The sequence below is a fragment of the Xylophilus sp. GW821-FHT01B05 genome, from assembly GCA_038961845.1.
Taxonomy (GTDB): domain Bacteria; phylum Pseudomonadota; class Gammaproteobacteria; order Burkholderiales; family Burkholderiaceae_C; genus Xylophilus.
Genome location: CP152408.1, coordinates 874315 through 898452, shown reverse-complemented (window position 1 = coordinate 898452; position 24138 = coordinate 874315). Strand labels below are relative to the sequence as shown.

At 68.6% G+C, this 24138-nt stretch carries 22 protein-coding genes; 13 read left to right on the top strand and 9 right to left on the bottom strand.

Annotation, left to right across the window (positions count from 1 at the left end; translation table 11 throughout):
- The first annotated feature begins 50 nt into the window (after positions 1-50).
- Complete coding sequence (gene gorA, locus AAFF27_04290) at positions 51-1415, top strand: glutathione-disulfide reductase (GenBank protein ID XAH24420.1); 1365 nt, start codon at positions 51-53, stop codon at positions 1413-1415.
- A gap of 90 nt (positions 1416-1505) precedes the next feature.
- On the opposite strand, the gene AAFF27_04285 is transcribed toward gorA, so the two are convergent.
- On the bottom strand, positions 1506-1763 hold the full coding sequence (locus tag AAFF27_04285; protein XAH24419.1) for a hypothetical protein: 258 nt from the start codon (positions 1761-1763) through the stop codon (positions 1506-1508).
- Positions 1764-1950: 187 nt separating this feature from the next.
- Between AAFF27_04285 and AAFF27_04280 the strand changes: the two genes are divergently transcribed.
- From AAFF27_04280 to AAFF27_04270, 3 genes are read left to right on the top strand one after another with little or no spacing between them, the layout of a single operon-like run.
- Positions 1951-3459 carry an AMP nucleosidase gene (locus AAFF27_04280; GenBank protein ID XAH24418.1) on the top strand — a complete coding sequence of 503 codons (1509 nt, stop codon included), beginning with the start codon at positions 1951-1953 and terminating at the stop codon, positions 3457-3459.
- A 5-nt stretch (positions 3460-3464) separates the two neighbouring features.
- On the top strand, positions 3465-4154 hold the full coding sequence (locus AAFF27_04275; GenBank protein ID XAH24417.1) for a response regulator transcription factor: 690 nt from the start codon (positions 3465-3467) through the stop codon (positions 4152-4154).
- Positions 4120-6066, top strand: a complete 1947-nt coding sequence (locus AAFF27_04270) for a sensor histidine kinase (GenBank protein ID XAH24416.1) — start codon at positions 4120-4122, stop codon at positions 6064-6066. Before AAFF27_04275 ends, AAFF27_04270 begins: the two co-directional genes overlap by 35 nt.
- A 3-nt stretch (positions 6067-6069) precedes the next feature.
- Here the strand turns inward: AAFF27_04270 and AAFF27_04265 are convergent, their stop codons facing one another.
- Together AAFF27_04265 and purT are read right to left on the bottom strand one after the other, a co-directional pair.
- On the bottom strand, positions 6070-8445 hold the full coding sequence (locus AAFF27_04265) for an AAA family ATPase (GenBank protein ID XAH24415.1): 2376 nt from the start codon (positions 8443-8445) through the stop codon (positions 6070-6072).
- A 382-nt stretch (positions 8446-8827) separates the two neighbouring features.
- Complete coding sequence (purT, locus tag AAFF27_04260; protein XAH24414.1) at positions 8828-10054, bottom strand: formate-dependent phosphoribosylglycinamide formyltransferase; 1227 nt, start codon at positions 10052-10054, stop codon at positions 8828-8830.
- Between the two features lie 77 nt (positions 10055-10131).
- Here purT and AAFF27_04255 point away from each other — a divergent pair, with 77 nt between their 5' ends.
- The 6 genes from AAFF27_04255 to AAFF27_04230 all read left to right on the top strand — a co-directional run bounded on the left by AAFF27_04255 (position 10132) and on the right by AAFF27_04230 (position 15395).
- Positions 10132-11079 (top strand): ATP-binding cassette domain-containing protein, encoded by a 948-nt coding sequence (locus AAFF27_04255; protein ID XAH24413.1) that lies wholly within the window; start codon positions 10132-10134, stop codon positions 11077-11079.
- Positions 11076-11885, top strand: coding sequence for an ABC transporter permease (locus AAFF27_04250; GenBank protein XAH24412.1), 810 nt, complete (start codon positions 11076-11078; stop codon positions 11883-11885). Before AAFF27_04255 ends, AAFF27_04250 begins: the two co-directional genes overlap by 4 nt.
- Positions 11886-12098: 213 nt before the next feature.
- Positions 12099-12947: a 3-hydroxybutyryl-CoA dehydrogenase gene (locus tag AAFF27_04245; protein ID XAH24411.1), complete on the top strand. Its 849-nt coding sequence runs from the start codon at positions 12099-12101 to the stop codon at positions 12945-12947.
- 175 nt (positions 12948-13122) lie between these two features.
- Positions 13123-13578, top strand: coding sequence for a MarR family transcriptional regulator (locus tag AAFF27_04240; GenBank protein XAH24410.1), 456 nt, complete (start codon positions 13123-13125; stop codon positions 13576-13578).
- A gap of 34 nt (positions 13579-13612) precedes the next feature.
- On the top strand, positions 13613-14041 hold the full coding sequence (locus tag AAFF27_04235; protein XAH24409.1) for an organic hydroperoxide resistance protein: 429 nt from the start codon (positions 13613-13615) through the stop codon (positions 14039-14041).
- Between the two features lie 298 nt (positions 14042-14339).
- A complete protein-coding gene (locus AAFF27_04230) occupies positions 14340-15395 on the top strand; it encodes a serine/threonine protein kinase (GenBank protein XAH24408.1) in 1056 nt (351 codons plus the stop codon).
- A 1-nt stretch (position 15396) separates the two neighbouring features.
- Here AAFF27_04230 and AAFF27_04225 read toward each other — a convergent pair whose 3' ends face one another.
- A complete protein-coding gene (locus tag AAFF27_04225; GenBank protein ID XAH24407.1) occupies positions 15397-17109 on the bottom strand; it encodes a Na+/H+ antiporter in 1713 nt (570 codons plus the stop codon).
- 236 nt (positions 17110-17345) lie between these two features.
- On the opposite strand from AAFF27_04225, the gene lysM reads away from it, so the two are divergent.
- On the top strand, positions 17346-17831 hold the full coding sequence (gene lysM / locus AAFF27_04220) for a peptidoglycan-binding protein LysM (protein XAH24406.1): 486 nt from the start codon (positions 17346-17348) through the stop codon (positions 17829-17831).
- Positions 17832-17835: 4 nt separating this feature from the next.
- Here lysM and AAFF27_04215 read toward each other — a convergent pair whose 3' ends face one another.
- On the bottom strand, positions 17836-19086 hold the full coding sequence (locus AAFF27_04215) for a cation:proton antiporter (GenBank protein XAH24405.1): 1251 nt from the start codon (positions 19084-19086) through the stop codon (positions 17836-17838).
- 215 nt (positions 19087-19301) lie between these two features.
- On the opposite strand from AAFF27_04215, the gene AAFF27_04210 reads away from it, so the two are divergent.
- On the top strand, positions 19302-20180 hold the full coding sequence (locus tag AAFF27_04210) for an amidohydrolase family protein (protein ID XAH24404.1): 879 nt from the start codon (positions 19302-19304) through the stop codon (positions 20178-20180).
- A gap of 40 nt (positions 20181-20220) precedes the next feature.
- A complete protein-coding gene (locus AAFF27_04205; protein XAH24403.1) occupies positions 20221-21216 on the top strand; it encodes a tripartite tricarboxylate transporter substrate binding protein in 996 nt (331 codons plus the stop codon).
- A gap of 155 nt (positions 21217-21371) precedes the next feature.
- Here the strand turns inward: AAFF27_04205 and AAFF27_04200 are convergent, their stop codons facing one another.
- Genes AAFF27_04200 through AAFF27_04185 form a run of 4 tightly spaced genes read right to left on the bottom strand, consistent with a single transcriptional unit; the run spans position 21372 to position 24044 of the window.
- On the bottom strand, positions 21372-22247 hold the full coding sequence (locus tag AAFF27_04200) for a LysR family transcriptional regulator (GenBank protein ID XAH24402.1): 876 nt from the start codon (positions 22245-22247) through the stop codon (positions 21372-21374).
- Between the two features lie 11 nt (positions 22248-22258).
- Entirely contained in the window at positions 22259-22885 is a 627-nt protein-coding gene (locus AAFF27_04195) for a LysE family translocator (protein ID XAH24401.1), read from the bottom strand.
- A gap of 23 nt (positions 22886-22908) precedes the next feature.
- On the bottom strand, positions 22909-23403 hold the full coding sequence (locus AAFF27_04190) for a GNAT family N-acetyltransferase (protein ID XAH24400.1): 495 nt from the start codon (positions 23401-23403) through the stop codon (positions 22909-22911).
- Between the two features lie 14 nt (positions 23404-23417).
- Positions 23418-24044, bottom strand: coding sequence for a LysE family translocator (locus AAFF27_04185; GenBank protein ID XAH24399.1), 627 nt, complete (start codon positions 24042-24044; stop codon positions 23418-23420).
- Positions 24045-24138 lie beyond the last annotated feature (94 nt).

Genomic DNA, 24138 nt, shown 5'->3' with positions numbered 1-24138 from the left:
TCCGCACCACGGCCCACGGTGCCGTATTGGTGCCAGGCACGAGGCATTCCATGACGCGCTACGACTTCGACCTTTTCGTGATTGGCGCCGGCAGCGGCGGCGTGCGCGCGGCGCGCATGGCGGCGCAGCGCGGTGCCCGCGTGGCGGTGGCCGAGGCAGGCGCGCTGGGCGGTACCTGCGTGAACGTGGGCTGCATCCCGAAGAAGCTCTACAGCTATGCCGCTGGCTATGCCGAGGCCTTCGAGGAGGCCGCCGGCTTTGGCTGGCGGCTGGAGCCGCCGGTGTTCGACTGGTCCGCACTGAAAGCCGCACGGGCCAAGGAGATCGCGCGGCTCAACGGCATCTACGGCCAGTTGCTGCAAGGCGCCGGGGCGCAAATCATCGAGGGTTGGGCGCAGATCCGCGGCCCGCACGAGGTGGCCGTGGGCGAACAGCGCTTCAGCGCCAAGACCATCCTGATCGCCACCGGCGGCCGGCCGCAGGTGCCTGAGCTGCCGGGACGCGAATGGATACAGACCTCAGACGCCATGTTCGACCTGGACCCGTTCCCGCGCCGGCTGGTGGTGGTGGGCGGCGGCTACATCGCCTGCGAGTTCGCCTCGATCTTTCACGGCCTGGGTGCGCAGGTCACGCAGTTGCAGCGCAGCGGCGCGCTGTTGCGTGGCTTCGACCATGACGTGCAGTCCTTTATCGCCACCGAGATGGGCAAGGCCGGCGTGGACATACGCCTGCACAGCCAGGTCAGCAGCATCACAAAGACACCCGACGGCACGCTGCAGCTGACACTTGCCGACGGCAGCCAGCTCAGCGCCGACGCGGTGCTGTATGCCACCGGCCGCGTGCCCAACACTGCGGGCCTGGGGCTGGAGAACGTGGGCCTGCGCACCACCGCCGGCGGTGCGATCGAGGTCGATGCGCAGTACCGCAGCAGCGTGCCCTCGATCTACGCGATTGGTGATGTGTCCTCGCGCCTGCAGCTCACACCAGTGGCGCTGGGCGAGGCGATGGCGCTGGTCGATCACCTGTTTGGCAACGGCCAGCGCCGCATGGATTACGACTACATCCCGACGGCCGTCTTCACCCACCCCAACATCGGCACTGTGGGCCTGACCGAGGCCGCCGCGCGTGAGCGCTATGGCCAGGTGACGATCTTCCGCAGCGACTTCCGGGCGCTGCGCCACACCTTGTCGGGCCGGGATGAGCGCACGCTGGTCAAGCTGGTGGTGGACACGGCCAGCGACCGGGTGGTGGGGCTGCACGTGGTCGGACCGGACGCGGGCGAGATCGTGCAGGGCTTTGCCGTGGCCCTGCGCGCCGGCACCACCAAGGCGCTGTTCGACAGCACGGTGGGCATCCACCCGACGCTGGCCGAAGAGCTGGTGACGCTGCGCACGCCCGTCGCCCCCACGGCTTGAGCCGGCCAAAAAAAACCCGCAGAGCGCGAACCCTGCGGGCCAGTCTGGAGTTATCCCAGGTGCCGTCTCAGCGGCCCTTGAAGCTCGGTCTCAGTTGAACAGTTGCGAGAAAAAATCTGGATCGGTGCTGGAGATCAGGTCACGCCACAGCGGGAAGTTGGCTTGATCGATGTCTTTGTCGATCACCGCCGCTACCACGCCCTTGCGGGCCATTGGCATTTCGTCAAGCGGCTGAATGCGACGCAGCTTGAGGCTACGCAGCGCATCGGAATGCTCCATCGCCTGCAGCACCGCATCAGGGTCCATGATGAGGGCGAAGGGGTTGGTGGCCGTGGCGGTCGTGCTCATGCTGGGTCCTTCCAGAAATGACCGGACAGTGCCGGCGGGTTTGGGGTGCCTTGCAAACCGGGCCTTTCGAGACCATTTACAGAGGCGACGGACAAAATGTAAGCAGGTGCGCCAAGGCTCCGGGTCAGGGGGCGGCGCGCCAACGTGTAGGACGTTTCCGGCTGTTACACGGATGCACAATGGCGCCATGCCCTACATGCCGCCCTTCATTGCCAGCCAGCGCTTCACCGATGTCGATGCCGCGCTGGCCCAGGTCCGTGCCATCTACGACGCCAGCCTTGCGCATCTGCGCGACGCCATGCAGCGCTTTGTCGCCGGCGAAGAGCTGCCCGGCCACGTACGCGCCTGCTACCCGTTCGTGCGGGTGCACACCGACACCGTGGTGCGCGCCGACTCGCCGCTGGCCTACGGCTTCGTGGAAGGCCCTGGCACCTACGAAACCACGCTGACCCGCCCGGACCTGTTTGCCCACTACTACGCCGAGCAGTTCCGCCTGCTGCGCCGCAGCCATGGCGTGGAACTGGAGGTTGGCACCAGCGCCCAGCCGATCCCGCTGCATTTCTCCTTTGCGCAGAACGACCATGTCGAAGGCATGCTGTCGCCCACCCGCCGCATGCTGATGCGCGACCTGTTCGACCTGCCCGACCTGGCCGCGATGGACGACGGCATTGCCAACGGCACGCAGCGCGCCACGCCCAGCGAGGCCCTGCCGCTATCGCTGTTCACCGCGCCGCGCGTGGACTATTCGCTGCACCGGCTGCGCCACTACACCGGCACCGGGCCGGAGTGGTTCCAGAACTTCGTGCTGTTCACCAACTACCAGTTCTACATAGACGAGTTCGTGCGCCTGGGCCACGAGGCCATGAACGACCCCGGCAGCGAATACATCGCATTCATCGAGCCGGGCAACGTGGTCACGCGCCGGCGCGGCCTGCCGCCCGCCGCGCCGGGCGACGAGTTTGGCCAGTTGCTGGAGCAGACCCAGGGCGCCTCCCCGCCCCGGCTGCCGCAGATGCCGGCCTACCACCTGGTGCGCGCCGATCACAGCGGCATCACCATGGTCAACATCGGCGTGGGCCCGTCCAATGCCAAGACCATTACCGACCACATCGCCGTGCTGCGCCCGCACGCCTGGATGATGCTGGGCCACTGCGCCGGCCTGCGCAACAGCCAGCAGTTGGGCGACTACGTGCTGGCCCACGGCTATGTGCGTGAAGACCACGTGCTGGACGAAGAGCTGCCGCTGTGGGTGCCGATTCCCGCGCTGGCAGAAATCCAGGTGGCGCTGGAGAAGGCCGTGGCCGAGGTCACCGGCCTGGACGGCCCAGCCCTGAAACGCATCATGCGTACCGGCACCGTGGCCAGCACCGACAACCGCAACTGGGAGCTGCTGCCCGACAACGAGCCGCAGCGCCGCTTCAGCCAGAGCCGCGCCATCGCGCTGGACATGGAGAGCGCCACCATCGCCGCCAACGGTTTCCGCTTCCGTGTGCCCTATGGCACCCTGCTGTGCGTGTCCGACAAGCCGCTGCACGGCGAGATCAAGCTGCCGGGCATGGCCAACCACTTCTACCGCGAGCGCGTGGACCAGCACCTGCGCATCGGCATGCGCGCCATCGACATCCTGCGCGAAGGCGGCGTCAACCGGCTGCACAGCCGCAAGCTGCGCAGCTTTGCGGAAGTGGCGTTCCAGTAGCCCCCATGTCCTCCCCCTCCTGCCCCGTGGATCACGGCGCGTGCATTCGCGTTGCGGTGGTCGAAGACGATCCGCATTTCCAGAATGCCTTCGTCAGGGCCATACAGTCGGCGCCGGACATGCGGCTGACGGGCGTGGCCGACACCCGGGCCGACGGGCTGGCGCTGCTGGAGCAGGCCCCCGCCGACGTGCTGCTGGTGGACCTGGGCCTGCCCGACGGCTCGGGCATCGACGTGATCCGGGCGGCGCTCGCGCGCTGGCCGGACTGCGGGGTGATGGTCAGCACCACCTTTGGCGACGAGACGCATGTGATGCAGTCGATCGAGGCCGGGGCCGCCGGCTACCTGATCAAGGACAGCACGCCCGAGCGCATGACGGACGAGATCCGCAGCCTGGCTGCGGGCGGCAGCCCGATCAGCCCAATGATCGCGCGGCAGGTGCTGCAGCGCTTTCGCTACGCGCCGCCGGCCGCACCCACTGCCGTGGCCGACCCACAGGCAACGCTGTCGGGCCGCGAGCAGGAAGTGCTGGCCTTCATCACCAAGGGCTTTACCGCCGAAGAAATCGCCCACCTCATGCAGGTGTCCCGGCACACGGTGCTGACCTTCGTGCGGCGCATCTATGCCAAGCTCAAAGTCACCTCCAAGGCGGAAGCCATCTATGAAGCCAGGAACCGGGGCCTGCTGGCGGAGTAGCTGCCTGTGGGGCATCGTCCTGGCCAGCCTGCTGGCGCTCAGCGCTTGCACCGGGCGCGTCACGGGCGATGGCGCCGTGCGCCTGATGCAGGCGCAGTTCGCCTCGGTGGCCGGCACGGGCTTCACGCCGCCACCCCAGCGGGCCGATGATGCTCAATTGCCCGCGGGGCCGTGGGCGGCGATAGCACTGCCCCACGTTCAATCGCGCGACCTGGTGCCCAAGGCCGAGGCCGATGTGCTCACCGCCACCGACTGGTACCGGCTGGACATGCCCCGGCTGCCGCCGGCGCCGGGCCAGCACTATCTCTACATCCCGCGCTGGAAGACCATTGGCCAGATCGCCGTGTATGGCGACGGCAGGCTGCTTTATCGCTCCGACAGCAGCTTTGTGCACAACGGCTACAACCATCCCCTGCTGTTGCGGCTGGACGATACGGCGGAGGCGGGCGTGCCCGCCTCCGTGCTGATCCGCATCGACCGCCTGCGCGGCAGCGGCAGCGCGCTGTCCACGGTATGGGCCGGCGATGCCCGCACGCTGGTCTGGCGCTACCAGGTGCGCGAATGGCTGCAGACCCAGTTGCCCTACATGAGCAGCGCCGCCTTCCTGGCGGTGGGGGCGTTCTCCCTGGCCGCATGGCTGGGGCGGCGGCGTGAAACGCTGTACCTGCTGTTCTTTGTCACCTCGGTCGTGGCCTACATACGCACGCTGCACTACTACGTGGGGATCGCGCGCCTGCCGGTGGCAGACGACTGGTTCGAGTGGATCACCATCGCCTCGCTGCTGTGGCTGGTCGTGCTGTTCCACCTGTTCCTGCAACGCCTGCACAAGCGGCCTCAGCGCTGGCTGACAGCGGCGCTGCTGGTGCTGACGACGGCCTGCAGCGTGGTCATGCTGCCGGTCATGTCAGCCTTGCCGAGCGTGATCCTGACGGCGCCGCTGTTCTATTTGATGCTCACGCCGGTTGCGATGCTGGTCTTTGCCTACGCGCTGCGCAACGCCTGGCAGACCCGCTCGCGCGAGGTATGGATGATGGCGGCCTGGATCTTTGCCAGCGCCGCCTGCGGCCTCCACGACGTCTCGCTGCAGAACAACTGGATCGGCCCGGAGAACATGTACGTCTTCCCCTACGCCATGATTGGCCTGTTCTACATATTCAGCCACATCATGTTCACGCGCTATGTGGGGGCCATCCGCGAGGTCGAGCAGGTCAACGCCGGGCTGGCCGAGCGCCTGCAGGCGCGCGAGACGGAGCTGGCGCAAAGCTACCAGCGCCTGCGCGATGTGGAGCAGCGCGAAATGCTCAGCCAGGAGCGCCAGCGCCTGATGCGCGACATGCATGACGGCGTTGGCTCCTCGCTGGCCATGGCGATCCACTCGGTCGAGCACGGCAGCCTGGACGACACGCAGGTGAGCAGCCTGCTGCAGGACTGCATGGACGACCTCAAGCTCGCGATCGACTCCATGGAGCCGGTCGAGGCCGACCTGCTGCTGCTGCTGGCCACGCTGCGCTTTCGCCTGGCTGCGCGCATCGAGAGCGCCGGCATACGCCTGTCCTGGCAGGTGCAGGATTTGCCCGCACTGCCCTGGCTCGAACCCGCCAGCGCGCTGCACATCCTGCGTATCCTGCAAGAGGCCTTTGCCAACATCCTGCGCCACGCCCAGGCCACCGAGATCCGGGTGGAGACGGGGTTGGCGCCCGATGGCGGCGTGCTGGTGGCCATCGAGGACAACGGCCGCGGCTTCGATCCCCAGGCCGCGCTGCACCCCGGCGCCAGCCACGGCCGCGGCCTGCACAACCAGCAGCGCCGGGCCCAGGCGATCCAGGGAGAGGTCCGCTGGACCTCCAGCCCCGCCGGCACGCGCTTCACGCTCTGGCTGCCGCTGTGCCGCGCGCCGCAGCCGGTGGTGTAGGTATCACTTGGTGAGGGGACAGTCCTCTGCCTGCGCGTACTCGGCGCTGCGCTGCTGGCACTGCGCCTGCAGCCGGCGCGCACGCATGCCGTCGGCCCCGTTCGGAAGGCCCAGCCGAGCCATCTGCGCGCAGTGGCTGCTGGCGGCGTCGACATCGTCCTGCTCCAGTGCCTGCTGCGCCGCGTCGAGCCAGGCCCGGCATGCCAGCTGCGGCTCTCCTGCCAGCTCCAGCAAGGCGGCGGCCTGCGCATGCAACTGCTGCCGGGCGCGCAGCGCAGCGGCCTCGGTTGCATAGCTGACCAGCGCGTCGCGCGGGGCCGCGTCCAGCAGCCGGCAACGCAGGCGCGCATGGAAGAAAGCCGCATGCTCAGGCCCGCGCGCGACGATCAGGCCGGCGGCCGTCGCCCGCGCAACCGCCTGCTGCGCACGCTCCCTGCCGCAAAGACTTGCCAAGTCTTCCATGGAGAACAGCATGCCGAGCGCTGCCGCAGCCAGCATGGCCGGCTGCGCCTGTTCCAGCCCCGCAAACAGTGCGCCGCAGAACTCCGAGAAATGGCTGCCCTGGCTTTGCACGACCGCGTCGGCCAGCAGGTACAGGGGAATACCGCGCGCACTGGCGATACGGCCACGCCGCTGCGCCGGTGTCAGCGCTGCGGTCCCGGGCAGGCTGTCGAGCACGGCGCGTGCCGCGTGGTCATCCAGCGGCAGCAGGGCGGCCGTGCGCAAGCGCGGCAGCGCCAGCGGCTGGGACTGCCCGCTGGGGCAGGTCAGCAGCCATGTGGCGGCCCATGCCGGGGCGGCTTCCAGCAGGAAGCCGGCGCTCGCCTCGTCGAGCCAGTGCGCGTCGTCGATGACCACCAGCGCCGGCGCGCGGCCACTGCCGCTCAGCAGCAAGCCCAGCGCATCGACCAGGGTGGCGCGCCCCTCCAGGGGCGGCTTGCCGGTAGAGGCGAAGTCGCACAGTGCCTGCCACGCGGCCGGGGCAATGACCAGGTTGGCGGGGCTGGCGCCCACCAGCGCGCGGGCCAGGTCCTGCAGCCCGCGCCAGGGCACGGCGCGGCCTTCGGGCCGCCCGGCCAGCCAGAACACGCGCCGGCCCTGTTGCCGCAGGCGCTGCGCGCATTCCCACGCAGTGCGTGTCTTGCCCGTGCCGGCCTCTCCAACAAGGCAGCAGGCCGCACCAGCGATGCGGCTGAAGTCCTGCAGCACGGCAGCCACCAGCGCGTCGCGCCCGAAGTGGGCGTCGGGAAAATCGCCGGGCGGCGGCAGCATGCGCCAGAGCTCCTGTGGCGCCGGCAGGAAGCGCCGGAACACGGAGAAGTCACGGCTCAGGCCGCGAATTCTGCGTACACCGTCTGCCCGGCAACCGATGTAGGCCGCCAGATCGGCCAGGCTTTCATCGCAGGCAATCTCGCCCGGCCCGGCGCGCTGGGCCAGGCGCTCCACCAGCCGGGTGCGCCAGCCCGCGACACGCAGCCCGCCTTCGCGCGCCAGCAATACGCGGCCGAAAGTGATACCTGCCCGCAACTGCCCGGACCGCATCATGGGCAAGGCCGCCAGTGCTGCGGCACAACGCAGCGCCTGCCAGCGCTGGCCGGTGTGGTGGCCATGGACGCCAAAGCCGAAGGTGCAGCCGACGTCATCGGCCTCCAGCAGAAGTCCGTCGAAGAAAGCAGCTTCGGTACGCAAGGCGTCCAGGAAGGGCGCCATGCCCGGCGCGCAGGCCTGCTTGTCTCCGGCGGATACCTCTGCCAGCTCGACGCGCAGCAGCGCCAGCGCGGCATAGACCACCGGCGGGGGCGAGGAAGGCTGCAGCGCATGCCCTGCGGGGTCGGCTGCGGCCACTACTGGCGCCTCTCCCCGGCTGGCACGCATGGCCCGCTGCAGCGCCGCGTCGGCCTGCGTTCGCTGGCATGCAAGCCAGGCCACGAACTCCTCGGAGCACCCTTCTCCCGCGCCGGGCAGCCAGGCGCCCTGCAATGCCTCGCGGGCCAGGAACGCCCGATCGAAGGGCCCGGTCTCCTGCACACCCGCGGACGCGAGCCAATCCAGGTCCAGCAGCACGCGCGTCCCGGGGCGCCATGCCAGCGTCTCGCGCTGGACATCCAGCGCCTCTTCCAGCCCTCGCTTGCGCAGGGCCCCGACCAGGTCCGACAGCACGACTCGCAGGTTGGCACGCCCGGCCGTGGTTTCCAGATCGGGCCACAGCAAGGCGGCCAGTCTTTCGCGCGGGAACACCCGGTTCGGTTGGGCCGCCAGGTAGCCCAGCACGGCCAGGCCCTTGCGGTAGCGGCAGGGCAGCAGGCAAGCCGCAGCGCCTGCGTGCAGGCTTGCCCGGCCACGCAGGCTCAGCAACAGGGGAGGCGATGAGCGCGGCATGGTTTAGCGGCCGGCGGCTGCGCTGTGCGCAAGACCGCAGGCAGATGGGCCAGGCAGGGCCGTGATGGCGGTAGGAAGAAGCATGCGCAGACTCCAGGCAGACGATGTCTTCCATGCTAGGGAGACAAAAGGCTCTTGTCTGTCCCTAGAACTAGGTACATGCCGCCGCGAGCTGGCAGCCGATCATGCCCGGCGGCATTCGCCCATTGCTACCCAATAGATAGCAAAAAGCCGTTGACTGGCAACGGCTTTCATTGTTTTTTTGCAGGGATCAGGTAACTACTCCCCCCGTTCGCCCTGAGCCTGTCGAAGGGCTTGGCAATGGGTGGCAGGGCTTCGACATGCTCAGCCCGAACGGTGTGGGGGCTGAGCAGTTACGGGATCAGGCTTTGCGCGGCACGACCTTGGCCGCAGCCGCCTTGGCCACGCGCCGCGCCGTGTCCACATCTGCCGCGTGCGCCAGCGCCACGCCCATGCGGCGCTTGACGAAGCTCTCGGGCTTGCCGAACAGGCGAATATCCACGCCCGGCTGGGCCAGTGCCTCGGCCACGCCGTCAAAGACGATGCCATGGGCATCGACGCCGCCGTAGATCACGGCGCTGGCGCCCGGGCTCTTGAGCGTGGTGTCTACCGGCAGGCCCAGGATGGCGCGGGCATGCAGCTCGAACTCGTTCTGCCACTGGGTGGCCATGGTGACCATGCCGGTGTCGTGCGGGCGCGGGCTGACCTCGCTGAACCAGACCTCTTCGCCCTTCACGAACAGCTCCACGCCGAACAGGCCCAGGCCGGCGGGCTCGCCGTCGTGGCCGATGCCGAGGTTGCCGGTAACCGCCAAGGCAATGTCCTGGGCGCGTGCCAGCGCGGTCGGGTGCATGGGGTGCGGCTGCCAGCTCTCGACATAGTCGCCCGCCACCTGCACGTGGCCGATAGGCTCGCAGAAGCGGGTGCGGATATCGCCAGCCGAGTCGCGTGCGCGCACGGTCAGCAGGGTGATCTCGTAGTCGAAGTCGATGAAGCCTTCGACGATGACGCGGTCGTGGCTCACGCGGCCACCGGCCATGGCGTAGTCCCAGGCCTTCTGCACATCGGCCGGGCCATCGATCTTGCTCTGGCCCTTGCCCGAGCTGCTCATGACCGGCTTGACGATGCAGGGGTAACCAATGCCGCCGTCAATGGCGGCCTGCAGCTCGGCCAGCGAGTCGCAGAACTGGTAGGGGCTGGTGGGCACGCGCAGGGTTTCGGCGGCCAGGCGGCGGATGCCTTCGCGGTCCATGGTCAGGCGCGCAGCGCGGGCGGTGGGCACCACGCGCACTACGCCGGCGGCTTCCAGCTCTTGCAGCACGGGGGTGGCGATGGCCTCGATCTCGGGCACCACCAGCATCGGGCGTTCGGCCTCGATCAGCGCCTTCAGTTGCGCCGGATCGCTCATGGAAATGGTGCGCGCATGGTGCGCCACCTGCTGGCCCGGGGCGTTGTCGTAGCGGTCCACGGCGATGGTTTCCACGCCCAGGCGCTGCAGTGCGATCAGCACCTCCTTGCCCAGTTCGCCGGAGCCGAGCAGCATCACGCGGGTGGCGTTGGGGGACAGGGGCGTACCGAGGGTGGTCATGAACAGGGGCCTTTACGAAGCAAAAGAGGGGGGAAAACGAGAGCCGGACTTTAAACGACATGCGTAACAATGCCCCGATGCCCGCCGCCCCCCTGCTCCAGGCCACGGACCTGACCAAGCGCTACGCAGACAGCACCGTTGTCGACCGCCTTTCCTTTGCCATTGCCCCCGGCGAATGCCTGGGCGTGATCGGGCCCAACGGCGCGGGCAAGACCACCAGCATCCGCATGTGCCTGGGGCTGACCGCGCCCGACCAAGGCAGCATCCACTACTTTCCCGATGCCAGCGGCGCCGCCCTGCAGATGCCACAAGACGCGCGCGCCATCAAGGCGCGGCTGGGCGTGGTGAGCCAGTTCGACACGCTGGACCCGGACTTCAGCTGCGCCGAGAACCTGCTGGTCTACGGCCGCTACTTTGGCCTGGGCGGCGCCGCGATGCGGCCGCGCGTGCCGCAACTGCTGGACTTCGCCGCGCTGGCGCACAAGGCCGACGCCAAGCCCGGCGCGCTGTCGGGCGGCATGAAGCGCCGGCTGTCGCTGGCACGCGCGCTGGTCAACGACCCGGCCCTGCTGCTGCTGGACGAGCCCACCACCGGCCTCGACCCGCAGGCACGCCACCTGATGTGGGAGCGCCTGCAGACACTGCTGCAGCAGGGCAAATCGATACTGCTGACCACGCACTTCATGGACGAGGCCGAGCGCCTGTGCGACCGCCTGCTGGTGCTGGACCACGGCCACAAGATCGCCGAAGGCGCGCCACGCGCGCTGATCGCCGAGCACCTGGAGCCCGACGTGGTCGAGGTCTATGGCAACGGCGCGCTGCGGCTGGCGCAGGACCCGGCGCTGACCGCGCTCGCCGCGCGCACCGAGGTCAGCGGCGAGACGGTGTTTTTCTACACCCAGGATGCGCGCGCCCTGCTCAACGCCCTGGCGGCGCACCCGCAGCAGCGCACCCTGCACCGGCCGGCCAACCTGGAGGACCTGTTCCTCAAGCTCACCGGCCGGCAGATCCGGGAGGATGCATGAGCCAAGCCAAGGCCCCCAGCATCTGGCGCGCCCCCGAGATCAGCACGCGCTGGTGGCCGGTGTTTTTGCGCAACTTCCTGGTCTGGCGCAAGCTGGCACTGCCCAGCCTGATCGGCAACATCGCCGAGCCGTTGATCTGGCTGGTGGCCTTTGGCTACGGCATGGGCGCGCTGGTTGGCCAGGTGTCGGTGCAGGGCACCAAGGTGCCCTATCTGCTGTTTCTGGCCAGCGGCTCGGTCTGCATGAGCGCGATGCAGGCGGCCTCCTTCGAGGCGCTGTACTCGGCCTTCTCGCGCATGCATGTGCAGCGCACCTGGGACGGCATCATGAATGCGCCAGTCGGCCTGGACGACATCCTGCTGGCCGAAATGCTGTGGGCCGGCTTCAAGGCGCTGTTTACCGCCAGCGCCATCCTGTGCGTGATGATGGCGCTGCAGATCAGCCTGAGCCCCAAGCTGGCCGTGGCCTGGCTGGTGCTGGCCGCCACCGGCATCACCTTCTCGTGCATAGCGCTGATCTTCAATGCGCTGGCCAAGGGCTATGACTTCTTCACCTATTACTTCACGCTGTTCATGACGCCGATGATGTTTCTCTCCGGCGTTTTCTTCCCGCTGGAGCAACTGCCGCGCGTGGTGCAGGCGGTGGCGCAATGGCTGCCGCTGACCAATGCGGTGGCGCTGGTGCGCCCGCTGTTCATGGACCGCTGGCCCGACGCGCCCTTGCAGCACCTGGCGGTGCTGGCCGCCTACGCGCTGGCGGCGTTCTGGATTGCGCTGGCCATGACGCGCAAGCGCTTCCGGGGTTGAAATGGCACACCCCCAGGCTACGCGCTTCGCGTCTTCGCCAACCCCCTTGCAGGGGGCAACACCAGCGGCCCGGCTGAGCCGGTTCCGCGGTGTTTTTGGCATGGCCTGCTCCGCGGCCTTCGGTGCCTTTGTGTTGTGCGCGCTGCAGGTGATGCATAGTGCTATGGATAACTGACATCTTTCTTCTTCGTTTCACCTGGACCAATCACTGTCATGCAGATCACCACCGTAGGCATCATCGGCGCGGGCACCATGGGCAACGGCATCGCGCAAGCGTGCGCCGTGTCGGGCGTGGACGTCGTCATGGTCGACATCTCCGACGCCGCCGTGCAAAAAGGCCTGGCCACCATCGCCGGCAGCCTGGACCGCCTCATCAAAAAAGAAAAGCTCACCGCCGCCGACAAGGACGCGGCGCTGGCGCGCATCAAGACCTCCACCCGCTACGAAGACCTGCAGGCCGCGCAGTTGGTGATCGAAGCCGCCACCGAGAACTACGAGCTCAAGCTGAAGATCCTGAAGCAGGCCGACGCGCTGCTGGCGCCCGAGGTGATCGTGGCCTCCAACACCTCGTCCATCTCCATCACCAAGCTGGCCGCCGCCACCAGCCGCGCCGACCGCTTCATTGGCATGCACTTCTTCAACCCGGTGCCGATGATGGCGCTGGTGGAGATCATCCGCGGCCTGCAGACCAGCGACGCCACGCACGACGCCGTGAAGGCGCTGGCAGAGAAGCTCGGCAAATCACCCATCACGGTAAAGAACGCGCCGGGCTTTGTCGTCAACCGCATCCTGGTGCCCATGATCAACGAGGCCTTCTTTGTGCTGGCCGAGGGCGTGGCCACGGCCGAAGACATAGACGCCGGCATGAAGCTCGGCTGCAACCAGCCGATCGGCCCGCTGGCGCTGGCCGACATGATCGGGCTGGACGTGTGCCTGGCAGTGATGGAGGTCTACCTCACCGAGTTTGGCGACAGCAAGTACCGCGCTTGCCCGCTGCTGAAGGAAATGGTCGCCGCCGGCCGCCTGGGCCGCAAGACCGGGCGCGGCGTGTACAGCTACTGAGGCATGCGCCCTTCAAGGCGCAGCAACTATCAAATAGATAGCTATAAGCCCAGTCCCCGCCTGGGCAAAATCCACTTTTCATCAAAATCCTGATGCATCTGGGCAAGACCGCGCTTGCTGCGCGGCCTTCCCATTTCAATTGCACACAATTTAATTGAGAGCTACATTACCAGCCATGCCCACGACGACCACGACCACCGACGAGCTGTTGCGGCTGGACCACCAGTTGTGCTTTGCCGTCTATTCCGCGTCGCTGGCCATGACCAAGCTCTACAAGCCGCAGCTCGACAAGCTGGGCCTGACCTACCCGCAGTACCTGGTGATGCTGGCACTGTGGGAAGAAGATGGCGTGACAGTGTCGGCGCTGGGCGCGCGGCTGTCGCTGGACTCCGGCACGCTCACGCCGCTGCTCAAGCGCATGGAGACGGCGGGCCTGCTGGCCCGCCTGCGCGACGCCAGCGACGAGCGCCGCGTGCTGGTCAGCCTGAGCCCCGCCGGCCGCCGCCTGAAGGCCCGCGCCCGCGCCGTGCCGGAATGCCTGCTGCAGGCCAGCCAGTGCTCGCTGCCCGATCTGCAGGCACTCACCCAACAACTGCAGGCGCTGCGCGACCAGTTGCGCAACGCCAGTTGACACCTCCCCTCCCCCAACCACCAAAGGAAGCACCATGACCAAGCCTCTCGACAAAGTCCTCTACACCGCAGAAGCCCACACCACCGGCGGCCGCGACGGCGGCGCTGGCAAGAGCAGCGACGGCGCGCTCGACGTCAAGCTGAACCCACCCGGCTCCGGCAAGCCCGGCACCAACCCCGAGCAGCTGTTTGCCGTGGGCTACTCCGCCTGCTTCATCGGCGCGCTGAAGGCCGTGGCCGGCAAGGTCGGCGTCAAGGTGCCGGAAGACGTGGCCGTGGACGCCAGCGTTTCGCTTGGCCCGACGGATGGCGGCGCAGCCTACGGCATCGCCGTCAAGCTGGCCATCAGCCTGCCGGGCCTGGACGATGAGCAGAAGAAGAAGCTGGTGGACGCTGCGCACCAAGTCTGCCCCTACTCCAACGCCACGCGCGGCAATATCGAGGTGGACCTGAGCATCGCCTGAGCGACCAGGCGCTCGCATGCTGCGTTGCGCTCGAAGATAGAACCGTTCGCCTTGAGCCTGTCGAAAGGCATGTCCTGAGCCTGTCGAAGGGCTCCCCGGCTTCGACAAGCTCAGCCCGAATGGTTCTTGTCTGATGGATGCAACTCGGCATCAGTACCAGCCGGCGCTCGCGCCGGCTTTTTTGTATCTGATTTTGTCGCCGGACCGCCCCAAGACAAAAAGCGCCCCCTCGGGGGGCAGCGCAGTACACGCAGTGACGAGCGTGGGGGCCTTTTTTCTCGAGCCCCACAATGCCGGCATGCATTCAGATTCAGGCGCCAACGCGCGCCACCCTTTCGAAACCCTGGGCCCGGACACCGTGCTGGACGCCCTGGCCAGCGTCGGCCTGCACGGCGACGGCCGGCTGATGGCCCTTTCCTCCTATGAGAACCGCGTCTACCAGGTGCGCCTGGAAGACGGCCAGGTGGTGGTCGCCAAGTTCTACCGCCCGGCCCGCTGGAGCGACGCCCAGATTGCCGAAGAGCACAGCTTTGCCGCCGAGCTGGCCGCGGCCGAGGTGCCCATGGTGGCGCCGCTGGTGCTGGACGGCGCCACGCTGCACCACCACGCCGGCTTTGCCTTCAGCGTGAGCCCGAGCCGCGGCGGCCGCGCGCCCGAGCTGGATGATTTCGAGGTGCTGGAATGGATAGGCCGCTTTCTTGCGCGCCTGCACACCGTGGGCGCCGCGCAGCCCTTTGCGCAGCGGCCGGCGCTCGACCTGCAGAGCTTTGGCCTTGATTCGCGCGACTGGCTGCTGGGGCACAAGATGGTGCCGCTGGACGTGCAGGGCGATTGGCAGCGCGCCTGCACGGTCGCTCTTGATTTAATAGCTGCAAGCCCCCTATCAGCAAGGGCTAAAGCCACTTTTCCCTCAGATAAACCGGCAGAAGACGGCGCGCCACGCCTGCTGCGCCTGCACGGCGACTGCCACCCCGGCAACATCCTCTGGACGCCGACCGAGCTGCCCGGCGGCGGCCCGCACTTTGTCGACCTGGACGACGCCCGCACCGGCCCGGCCGTGCAGGACCTGTGGATGCTGCTGTCGGGCGACCGGCGCCAGCGCACCCTGCAGCTGTCGGCCCTGCTCGACGGCTACGAGCAGGTGCGCGACTTCGACCGGCGCGAGCTGGCGCTGATCGAGCCGCTGCGCACGCTGCGCCTGATCCACTACAGCGCCTGGCTGGCGCGGCGCTGGGACGACCCGATCTTCCCCGCCAACTTCCCCTGGTTTGGCAGCAGCGACTACTGGCGCGGCCAGGTGCAGATGCTGGAGGAACAGGCGGAAGCGATGCAAGAGGCCCCACTTTCAGCGTGAGCTACTGCATCTCGTGCCGCAGCACCGCCTCGACCAGATCCAGCTCATGCGCCAGCGAGCGCAGCGTGTCGTCGTTGATGCGGTGCCGCAGGCGCAGGCGCAGCAGCTCGTCGCGCTCGGCCTGCAAGGCCTGCAGCCGCAGCAGGCGCTCCAGCTCCAGCGTCTGGTGCGAGGCCGAACGCGCCTGCACATTCGAACCGTCACGCTGCAGGCGGTGCCGGTAGCTGTGGTCTATGCGGGCGCACACCGCGGCGTGCGATGCCGCGTCGGCCGGCTCTTGCGCCGCGTGCGTGCCGCGCGGTGCCAGACGGCCCACGGTTTCGGCCCGCAATGCGGCGGCGGCGATGCTGCGCAGGGCCGCGCGCGAGGCCCGGCGGCGCGCCCATAGCCGTTCGCGGCCGGCGCCGTGGCCGGCCTCGCGCTGCGCCGACGCCGCCACGCGGCGCAGCAGCGGCGGCAAGGCCAGCGCCGCCACCACCATGCTCAGCACAATCACCAGCGCCGCCAGAAACACCAGCAGGCCGCGCAACGGGAAGGCCGTGCCGCCCGGCAACGTCAGCGGCACGCTCAGCACCGCCGCCAGGGTGATGGCGCCGCGAATGCCGCCGACCGCGCCGGCGCCGGCCAGGGCCAGCGTCAAGGGCTCGGGCGAGGTCCGCCGGCGCAGCCAGGGCACGCGGCGCTTGAGCTGGCCACCCACGAAGAAGCCGGCAAAGCGCAGCACCAGCAGCAGCGCCGCAATCGCCAGGCCCGTGCCCCACAACTGCAGCGCGTACGGGCTGAAGGGTGAATCGAGCAGGTTGAGCTGCTGCGGCAGCGCCTGCACGATGCGCGGCAACTGCAGGCCCAGCAGCAGGAACACCAGCCCGTCGAAGGTGTAGCGCAGCACGCCCCAGGTGGCCTGCGACTGCACATGGCTGGCATTGAAGCGGCTGCGCCGCACCGCCAGCAGGCTGGCGGTGATGCCCGCAGCCACGGCCGCCAGCACACCCGACAGGCCGTAGTGCTCGGCCAGCAAATAGGGCGGGAAGGGCATCAGCAGAAACAGCAGCACGCCCGGCATCTCGACGCGGCTCTCGCGCCCATGCAGCATCCACAGCTGCAGCCGGTCCAACGCCAGGCTGCACAGCACGCCCACCGCCACGCCGCCGGCGGCCATCCAGACAAAGTCCAGCGTGGCGTGGGCCAGGGAAAAGCGCTGGGTGAGCGCGGCCAGGATGGCGAACTTCACCGCCACCAGCGCCGATGCGTCGTTCATCAGCGATTCGCCCTCCAGGATGTGCTGCAGCCGTGCCGGCATGCGCTGGCGCTGCACCAGGGCCGACACCGCCACCGCGTCGGTGGGCGACAGCACCGCCGCCAACAAAAATGCCACCGACAGCGGCATGCTCGGGACCATCCAGGCAATCGCATAACCCACCACCAGCACCGTGCCCAGCACCAGGCCCACCGACAACAACAGCACCAGCGCAAACTGCGCGCCCAGCTCGCGCTTTGGGATCTGCCAGCCATCGGCAAACAGCATGGGCGGGATGAACAACAGCATGAACAGCTGCGGGTCCAGCGCCACATGCAGGCCCGCGGCCGGCCAGCCGCAGGCCGCGCCCAGCGCCATCTGCAGCAGCGGCAAAGGCACGCGCGGCAGAAAGCGCGACACCGTTCCGGCGCCCGCCACAAGGGCCAGCAGGGCAAGGGTGGTCAGCAGAAAAGACATGGATGGAATGGTGCGCAGGCAGGCCAAAAAAGCCTTGGCCAGAGGCCTCTGGCACTGTAGGGGGCGCCCTGCGCGCGGCGTGTGAAAGCCACGCAAAGCCGTGGTAACCGAAGGCTGCGCGCGCCGCCATCACGCTGCCTTGGCCCCGCCCTGGCCGGGCAATAAACAACCGCTGACATTTCTTGCCCTTGCGTCGCCTACATTCGGCTTTTCCACAACACCTGGAGGATGTCAGCATGGGTCTCATCAGCTTCATCAAGGACGCGGGCGAAAAACTCTTCGGCGGCAGCAGCGCCGCCGCCGCCACACCGGCGGCCTCGTCCGAGGATCTCAACGCCAAGGCCGGCGCCGCCATTCGCACCTATATCGAGACGCAGAACCTTGGCCTCACCAACCTGGCCGTCGCCTACGACGGCGGCTCCGGCAAGGTGACGATCACGGGCGGCGCGCCCACCCAGGCCGCCAGCGAAAAGGCCAGCCTGGCCGCCGGCAACGTCAGCAGCGTGACCCAGGTCGACAACCAACTGGTCGTGGCCGCCGCCGCCGATGCCTCGCAGTACCACGACGTGGTGCGCGGCGACACGCTCTCGGCCATTGCCAAGCAGTACTACGGCGACGCCAACAAGTACCCCAAGATCTTCGAGGCCAACAAGCCCATGCTGAGCGACCCGAACAAGATCTACCCGGGCCAGAAGCTGCGCATTCCGCCGCTGGCTGGCTAACGGGCTAGCGCGCCGCTTGCGGGGCCGCCGCCGCGCGCGGCGCCCGGCCGGTGAGCAGTGTGATCAGCGGCGCGGTCATCACAGTGGTGGCCAGCGCCATCACCAGCAGCATGGTGAAAAGTTCTGGGCCGATCAGCCCCGCGTCCAGCCCGACCTTCATCACGATCAGCTCCATCAGGCCGCGCGCATTCATCAGCGTGCCGGTCGCCAGGCTGTCGCGCCAGCCAAAGCCCGCCAGGCGGGCGCCCACTGCGCCGCCAACCAGCTTGCCAATCACCGCCACCGCCAGGATCAGCGCCATGGCCCCAATGCCCGCGCCGACAAAGGCGTCACGCGTGGTGCCCAGCCCCGCCAGGGCAAAGAAGATCGGCATCAGCACTACCAGGGCCACCGGCTCCAGCCGCTCGGTCAATGCCCGCAGCAAGCGCTCGTCGCGCGGCAGGCAGGCGCCGAACAGGAAGGCGCCAAACACCGCATGCAGGTGCAGCCATTCGGTCGCGGCGGCGCAGGCCAGCAAGCCCGCCATCAGGGCCGCCAGCACCATCGGTGAAGGTTTTCCCTCTGGCGCATGGCGCCGCAGCAGGCCGGCGTAGAGGGGCTTGAGCACCAGAAAGACCAGGGCCGCCAAGCCCAGCGATCCGCCGGCCGTCAGCAGAAAACCGCGATAGCCATCGCCCGAGCCGGTCAGGGCCACCACCAGCGCCAGCAACACCCAGGCAAACACATCGGCGATGGCGGCCGAGCTCAGCGCCAACTGGCCAAGCCGGGTGTGCGTCATCTGGCGGTCTTTCAGGATGCGCGCCATCACGGGAAAAGCCGTGATCGACATCGCCGCCGCCATGAACAGCGCAAACGGCCAGAAGCCCACGCCGCGCGGCGCCAGCGTGGGGTAGAGCAGCGGCGACGCCGCCAGGCCCAGCACCACCGGCACCAGCACGCTCAACAACCCCACCATCCCGGCCGCCCGGACCTGTGCCCGCACGCCGTCCGGCGCCCGCATCTCCACCCCGACGATGAAGGCAAACAGCACCAGCCCCAGCGTCGACAGGGATGACAAACCGCCCAGCGAGCCCGGCGCAAAAAGCTGCGCATGCAGCGCAGGGAACAGCGCCCCGAACACGATCGGCCCCAGCACCAGCCCGGCTGCCATCTCGCCGATGACTGCCGGCTGCCCCACGTAGCGCAGCAGCAGCCCGCAGGCACGGGCCGTCACCAGGATGACGAACAGCTGCAGAAGAAGCGGTGAAGAGGCCATGGCGGGGTTTCGGTGACGGGGCGCAGATCGTAGTCCACCGCCACGCACACACGGTCATAACGCAGGCTTATGCCAACAGGCCGGCGTCGCACTGACGGCCGCAGCGTCATCTTCCTAGACTCCGCGCCATGCGGGCCCCGAGCGCCGCATCCACGACACCGGAGACGACATGGCACAAGCCCCCACAAGACCTTTGCACGCGCACGCGCACGCCCATGCCTAGCGCACGCGCCATGCCCCAGGCCCACATCACGGCCATCGACAGCCACGCACACGTGTTCATACGCGGCCTGCCGCTGGCCGCGCAGCGCCGCCACGCACCCGACTACGACGCGCTGCTGGCCGACTACCTGGCCCATCTTGACCGCCACGGCATCTCGCACGGCGTGCTGGTGCAGCCCAGCTTTCTGGGCACCGACAACCATTACTTTCTTGACGCCATCCGCCAGCACCCGCAGCGCCTGCGTGGCGTGGCCATGGTGGCGCCCGAGGCCGGCGAAGACCTGCTTGCGGCGCTTCATGCCCAGGGCGTGGTCGGCATCCGGCTGAACCTGGTCGGGCTGGCGCTGCCGGACTTTGCCGCGGCCCACTGGCAGACGTTGTTCGCCCGGGTCCGCGCGCTCGGCTGGCATGTGGAGCTGCACCGCGACGCGCAAGACCTGCCCGCCATTCTGGATGCCTTGCTGCCCAGCGGCTGCGCGCTGGTGGTCGACCACTTTGGCCGGCCCGACCCGTTGCGCGGCGCGGACGACCCGGCCTTTGCCGCCCTGTTGCGCGCGGCCGGCAGCGGGCGCGTGTGGGTCAAGCTGTCTGCCGCCTACCGCCACACCCGCAGCGGCCGCCTGCCGCTGGCAGAGCGCAGCGCCGCGCTCGCCTTGCAGGACGCCCCCCAGGTGCGCGCCACTGCCGCCGCGCTGCTGCGTGCCTTCGGCCCCGAGCGGCTGCTGTGGGGCAGCGACTGGCCGCACACCCAGCACCAGGACCTGACCGATTTCGCCCACAGCCGCGCGCTGCTGGACGACTGGGTGCCCAACGCGGCGCAGCGCCAGGCCATCTTGGTGGACACACCGGCCGCGCTGTTCCGCTTTCGCTAGCGCGGCCGTACCGCCGCCTTTATTTTCCAAGGAGACAGACATGCCATTCCAACGATCCATCCACGCGCTGGCGGCCACCGCCGCGCTGGCATTTGCCCTGGGCGGCACCGCCCTGCCCGTTGCAGCCCAGGCGCCCGCGACCTTCCCGACCAAGGCCGTGCGCCTGGTGGTGACCTACCCGCCTGGCGGCACGGTCGATGCGGTGGCGCGCATCCTGGCGCCCAAGCTGTCGCAGCGCTGGGGCCAGCCGGTGATCGTGGACAACCGCGCCGGCGCCGGTGGCCTGATCGGTGCCAATGCGGTGCTGGCGGCCCCGGCCGACGGCTACACGCTGCTGTTCGATGCCTCCAACCACGCACAGAACCCGGCGCTGAAGAAGCACATGCCCTTCGACACGCTGCGCGATCTGGCGCCGGTGTCGCTGCTGGTGAAGGTGCCCAACCTGATCGTGGTGAACCCGCAGTTCGAGGCCAAGACGGTCAAGGACATCATTGCGCTCGCCAAGGCCGCGCCGGGGCGCCTCAACTACGCATCGGCCGGCAATGGCTCTGCGCAGCATCTGGCGGGCGAACTGTTCGCCGTGATGACCGGCACGCAGATGACCCACGTGTCTTACAAGGGTGGCGGCCCGGCCATGGTGGATGTGATGGCCGGGCAGGTGCCGCTGTTCTTTGCCAGCATGGCCTCGGCCCTGCCCTACGTGAAGGGTGGCAAGCTGGTCGCGGTGGCGGTGTCCAGCCAGCGCCGCTCGCCGGTGCTGCCCGACGTGCCCACCGTGGCCGAGGCCGGCGTGCCGGGCTACGAGATGTACGAGTGGAATGCCGTGCTGGCGCCTGCCGCCACGCCGCCGGCCATCGTGGCCCAGATATCGAAAGACATCGCCGCCGTGCTGGCCGACCGCGAAGTCAACGCCCGCCTGATCGCGCTGGGCGCCGAGGTGATCGGCTCCACGCCGGCAGAGATGGACAAGTTCCGCCGGGCCGAGATCGCCAAGTGGAGCAAGCTGGCGCAGCAGGCCAATATCCAACTGGATTGACCCCCAGGCTACGCACTTCGTGTCTTCGCCAACCCCCTTGCAGGGGGCACATCCAGCGGCCCGGCAAAGCCGGTTCCGCGGATGTCCTGGCATGGCCTGCTCCGCGGCCTTCTGTCCGGGTGGCGCGAGGTTCGCCCCCGATCGGCACAGGCGGCCTACAACCGCGCCGCAAGCTGCCCTGCCAGCGTGGGGCGCGAGCCGGCCAGCCACAGCACGCTCAGCTCGAAATGCGGCAGGCCTTCGCCGTCGCGCAGCTCGGCAAACTGCACGCCCTGGCGCTGCAGCACCGCCGCCGACTGCGGCAGCAGCGAGGCGCCCAGCCCTGCGGCCACGCAGGACAGCACGGTGAGCGAGCGATTCGCCTCTTGCACGATGCGCGGCGTGTGGCCGGCACGGCGGATGGCGCCGACGATGCCTGCGCGCAGCGCCGGCAACTGGCGCTCGGGAAACCAGATCAGGCCCAGCGCCGCCAGGTCGGCCAGCCCGGCGCGGCCATCGGGCCCCAGCGGATAACCCGCCGGCAGCACCGCCATCAGCCGCTCGCGCCGCACCAGCTTTTCGCGCGCACGGCCGGCCAGCGGCACCGGCGTGTGCAGCATCGCCAGGTCGAGCGTGCCCTTGGCCAGGGCTTCTAGCTGGTCGGCGTTGCTCATCTCGCTCAGCACCACCTCGACGCCGGGGAACTCGCTGCGCAGCAGCCGCAGCGCCTCGGGCAGCACGTCATAGACCGCATGCGTGACAAAGCCGATGTGCAAGCGCCCGGCCTTGCCGCCCGCGATCGCCTGCGCGCGCAGGGTGGCGGACTCGGCCAACGCCAGGCTGGCCCGCACGTCGTCGATCACGGCGCGGCCCGCGTCGGTCAGCGCCGCCCCGCGCCGTGAGCGCTCGAACAGGCGCACGCCCAGCTCGGCCTCCAGCCGGTTCAGGCTTTGCGTGAGCGCCGGCTGCGCCACGCCCAGGCGCTCGGCCGCCTGCGTCAGGCTGCCGCTGTCGGCCACCGCGACCAGGTAGCGCATGTGGCGCGTTTCCATGGAAGGCTGATCTACACCGCGCGCCGAGCCAGCAGCGCCCAGATACCCGCCACCGACAGCAGCGAGCCGCCGCCCAGGTTGAAGCCGCGCTGCGCACGCGGCGAGGCCAGCAGCCGGCGCGCCGAGCCGGCAAACACCGCATACAGCGTGGCGTTGAGCGTGGCCATGGTGACGAAGGTGGCGGCCAGCACCCAGAGCTGCGGCGTGACGGCTGCACCAGGCTGGATGAACTGCGGCAAAAAGGCCACGAAGAACACGATGCCCTTGGGGTTGAGCGCGGTCACCAGATAGGTGTTGGCAAACAGCCGCCAGCGCGAGCCCGGCACCGCCGGTGCAGCCAGCTCGGCCGCGGACACGCCCGCGCGCAGCATCTTCGCGCCCAGGTACAGCAGGTACAGGCCGCCCGCCCACTTCACCGCCGTGAACCAGAAGGCCGAAGTGGCCAGCAACGCGCCCAGGCCCAGCAGCGACACCACCAGTGCGGTCGAATCACCCAAGGCCACCGCCGCCACCAGCGGCACATTGGCGCGCCGGCCATGCGCCATCGAATAGCTGATGACGGTCAGGATGGTCGGGCCGGGAATGATCAGCAGCACCGCGGATGCGGCGACAAAGGCAAGCCAGAGTTCAACGGACATGGGGTGCTCCTTGGGTGATGGGTTCAGGCTACCAGCGACTTGAACATGACGTAAGCATCAACATCGCCATGCCGCTGGTGCTGGAACGCCCCCGGCAGCGTGCCGACGATGCGAAAACCCAGCTTCTGCCAGAGCCGCACCGCGCCCTCGTTGGTGGACACCACCAGGTTGAACTGCATGGCCCGAAAGCCCAGGCGCCGCGCCTCGGCCTGCGAGTGCTCGCACATGGCCGAGGCCAACCCCTGCCCCCGCGCCGCAGGCGCCACCACGTAGCCGCAGTTGCTGACATGCCCGCCCAGGCCGGGCTGGTTGGGCTTGAGGGTGTAGGTGCCCAGCAGCGTGCCGTCGTCTGCGCAGGCCACGTAGGTGGCCAGGGGCAGTTCGATCCAGGCGGTGCGGATGGCGGCCTCGGTGGCGTCGGGTGCGTAGGCGTAGGTGTCACCGCTGGCAAAGGTCGATTGCAGCAGGGGCCAGACGCTGGCCCAGTCTTGTTCTTGGAAATGGCGGATGACGGTCATGGTGGGGAAAGGTATCAGGCTTGACGACGATAGAAAGCCAATGAGCCGGCCAGCGCCAGCAAGGCGCCGCCGCATACCCGGTCCAGCCACAACACGCCATGCGCGCGCAGCAGGCGGATGGCCTGCGCGCCGGCAGCGGCGTAGCCCAGCATGACCATGGCATCGATGCTGGCAAAGACCAGGGCCAACGCCACGTACTGCGCCAACTGCGGCTGCCCCGGCACGATGAACTGCGGCAAAAAGGCCGAGAAGAACAAATAGCCCTTGGGATTGGTCACGGCCACCAAAAAGCTGCGCTGGAACACCGCGCGCGCAGAGGCGCGGCCAGCCGGTGCCGCCGCATCTGGCAACGCCAGCGTGCCCTTGGAGCGCAGCATGCGCAGGCCCAGATAGGCCAGGTAGGCCACGCCCACCCACTTGACCACGGAGAACCAGAACTCCGACGCCGCCAGCAAGGCCCCCAGGCCCATGGCGACTGCGGCAATCAGCACAAAGTCCGACAGCACGGCCCCCGCCACTCCCGGCAGCGAAGCCCGCACGCCCAGGCGCGAGCCATTGGAGAGCGCCAGCAGCACCGTAGGGCCGGGCGTGGCAATGCCGATGAAGGCGACCAGAGCGAAGAGGAGCAGTGTGTGGGACATGGGGATACCGTTGAGAACCGTCAGGTTGAAAAAGAAACTGGCCGCCTTTTGTTCGCGGCTATGGCGTATCGAAGCGGTCTAAGAACGTGTTTAC

Bases quoted from the DNA above. Each gene is read 5' to 3' on its own strand.
- AAFF27_04190 (XAH24400.1), bottom strand. From the start codon at position 23,403: ATGACCGTCATCCGCCATTTCCAAGAACAAGACTGGGCCAGCGTCTGG.
- lysM (XAH24406.1), top strand. From the start codon at position 17,346: ATGGGTCTCATCAGCTTCATCAAGGACGCGGGCGAAAAACTCTTCGGC.
- AAFF27_04230 (XAH24408.1), top strand. From the start codon at position 14,340: ATGCATTCAGATTCAGGCGCCAACGCGCGCCACCCTTTCGAAACCCTG.
- AAFF27_04240 (XAH24410.1), top strand. From the start codon at position 13,123: ATGCCCACGACGACCACGACCACCGACGAGCTGTTGCGGCTGGACCAC.
- AAFF27_04205 (XAH24403.1), top strand. From the start codon at position 20,221: ATGCCATTCCAACGATCCATCCACGCGCTGGCGGCCACCGCCGCGCTG.
- AAFF27_04225 (XAH24407.1), bottom strand. From the start codon at position 17,109: ATGTCTTTTCTGCTGACCACCCTTGCCCTGCTGGCCCTTGTGGCGGGC.
- AAFF27_04200 (XAH24402.1), bottom strand. From the start codon at position 22,247: ATGGAAACGCGCCACATGCGCTACCTGGTCGCGGTGGCCGACAGCGGC.
- AAFF27_04270 (XAH24416.1), top strand. From the start codon at position 4,120: ATGAAGCCAGGAACCGGGGCCTGCTGGCGGAGTAGCTGCCTGTGGGGC.
- AAFF27_04235 (XAH24409.1), top strand. From the start codon at position 13,613: ATGACCAAGCCTCTCGACAAAGTCCTCTACACCGCAGAAGCCCACACC.
- AAFF27_04195 (XAH24401.1), bottom strand. From the start codon at position 22,885: ATGTCCGTTGAACTCTGGCTTGCCTTTGTCGCCGCATCCGCGGTGCTG.
- AAFF27_04250 (XAH24412.1), top strand. From the start codon at position 11,076: ATGAGCCAAGCCAAGGCCCCCAGCATCTGGCGCGCCCCCGAGATCAGC.
- AAFF27_04280 (XAH24418.1), top strand. From the start codon at position 1,951: ATGCCCTACATGCCGCCCTTCATTGCCAGCCAGCGCTTCACCGATGTC.
- AAFF27_04210 (XAH24404.1), top strand. From the start codon at position 19,302: ATGCCTAGCGCACGCGCCATGCCCCAGGCCCACATCACGGCCATCGAC.
- purT (XAH24414.1), bottom strand. From the start codon at position 10,054: ATGACCACCCTCGGTACGCCCCTGTCCCCCAACGCCACCCGCGTGATG.
- AAFF27_04275 (XAH24417.1), top strand. From the start codon at position 3,465: ATGTCCTCCCCCTCCTGCCCCGTGGATCACGGCGCGTGCATTCGCGTT.
- AAFF27_04245 (XAH24411.1), top strand. From the start codon at position 12,099: ATGCAGATCACCACCGTAGGCATCATCGGCGCGGGCACCATGGGCAAC.
- AAFF27_04285 (XAH24419.1), bottom strand. From the start codon at position 1,763: ATGAGCACGACCGCCACGGCCACCAACCCCTTCGCCCTCATCATGGAC.
- AAFF27_04265 (XAH24415.1), bottom strand. From the start codon at position 8,445: ATGCCGCGCTCATCGCCTCCCCTGTTGCTGAGCCTGCGTGGCCGGGCA.
- AAFF27_04255 (XAH24413.1), top strand. From the start codon at position 10,132: ATGCCCGCCGCCCCCCTGCTCCAGGCCACGGACCTGACCAAGCGCTAC.
- gorA (XAH24420.1), top strand. From the start codon at position 51: ATGACGCGCTACGACTTCGACCTTTTCGTGATTGGCGCCGGCAGCGGC.
- AAFF27_04215 (XAH24405.1), bottom strand. From the start codon at position 19,086: ATGGCCTCTTCACCGCTTCTTCTGCAGCTGTTCGTCATCCTGGTGACG.
- AAFF27_04185 (XAH24399.1), bottom strand. From the start codon at position 24,044: ATGTCCCACACACTGCTCCTCTTCGCTCTGGTCGCCTTCATCGGCATT.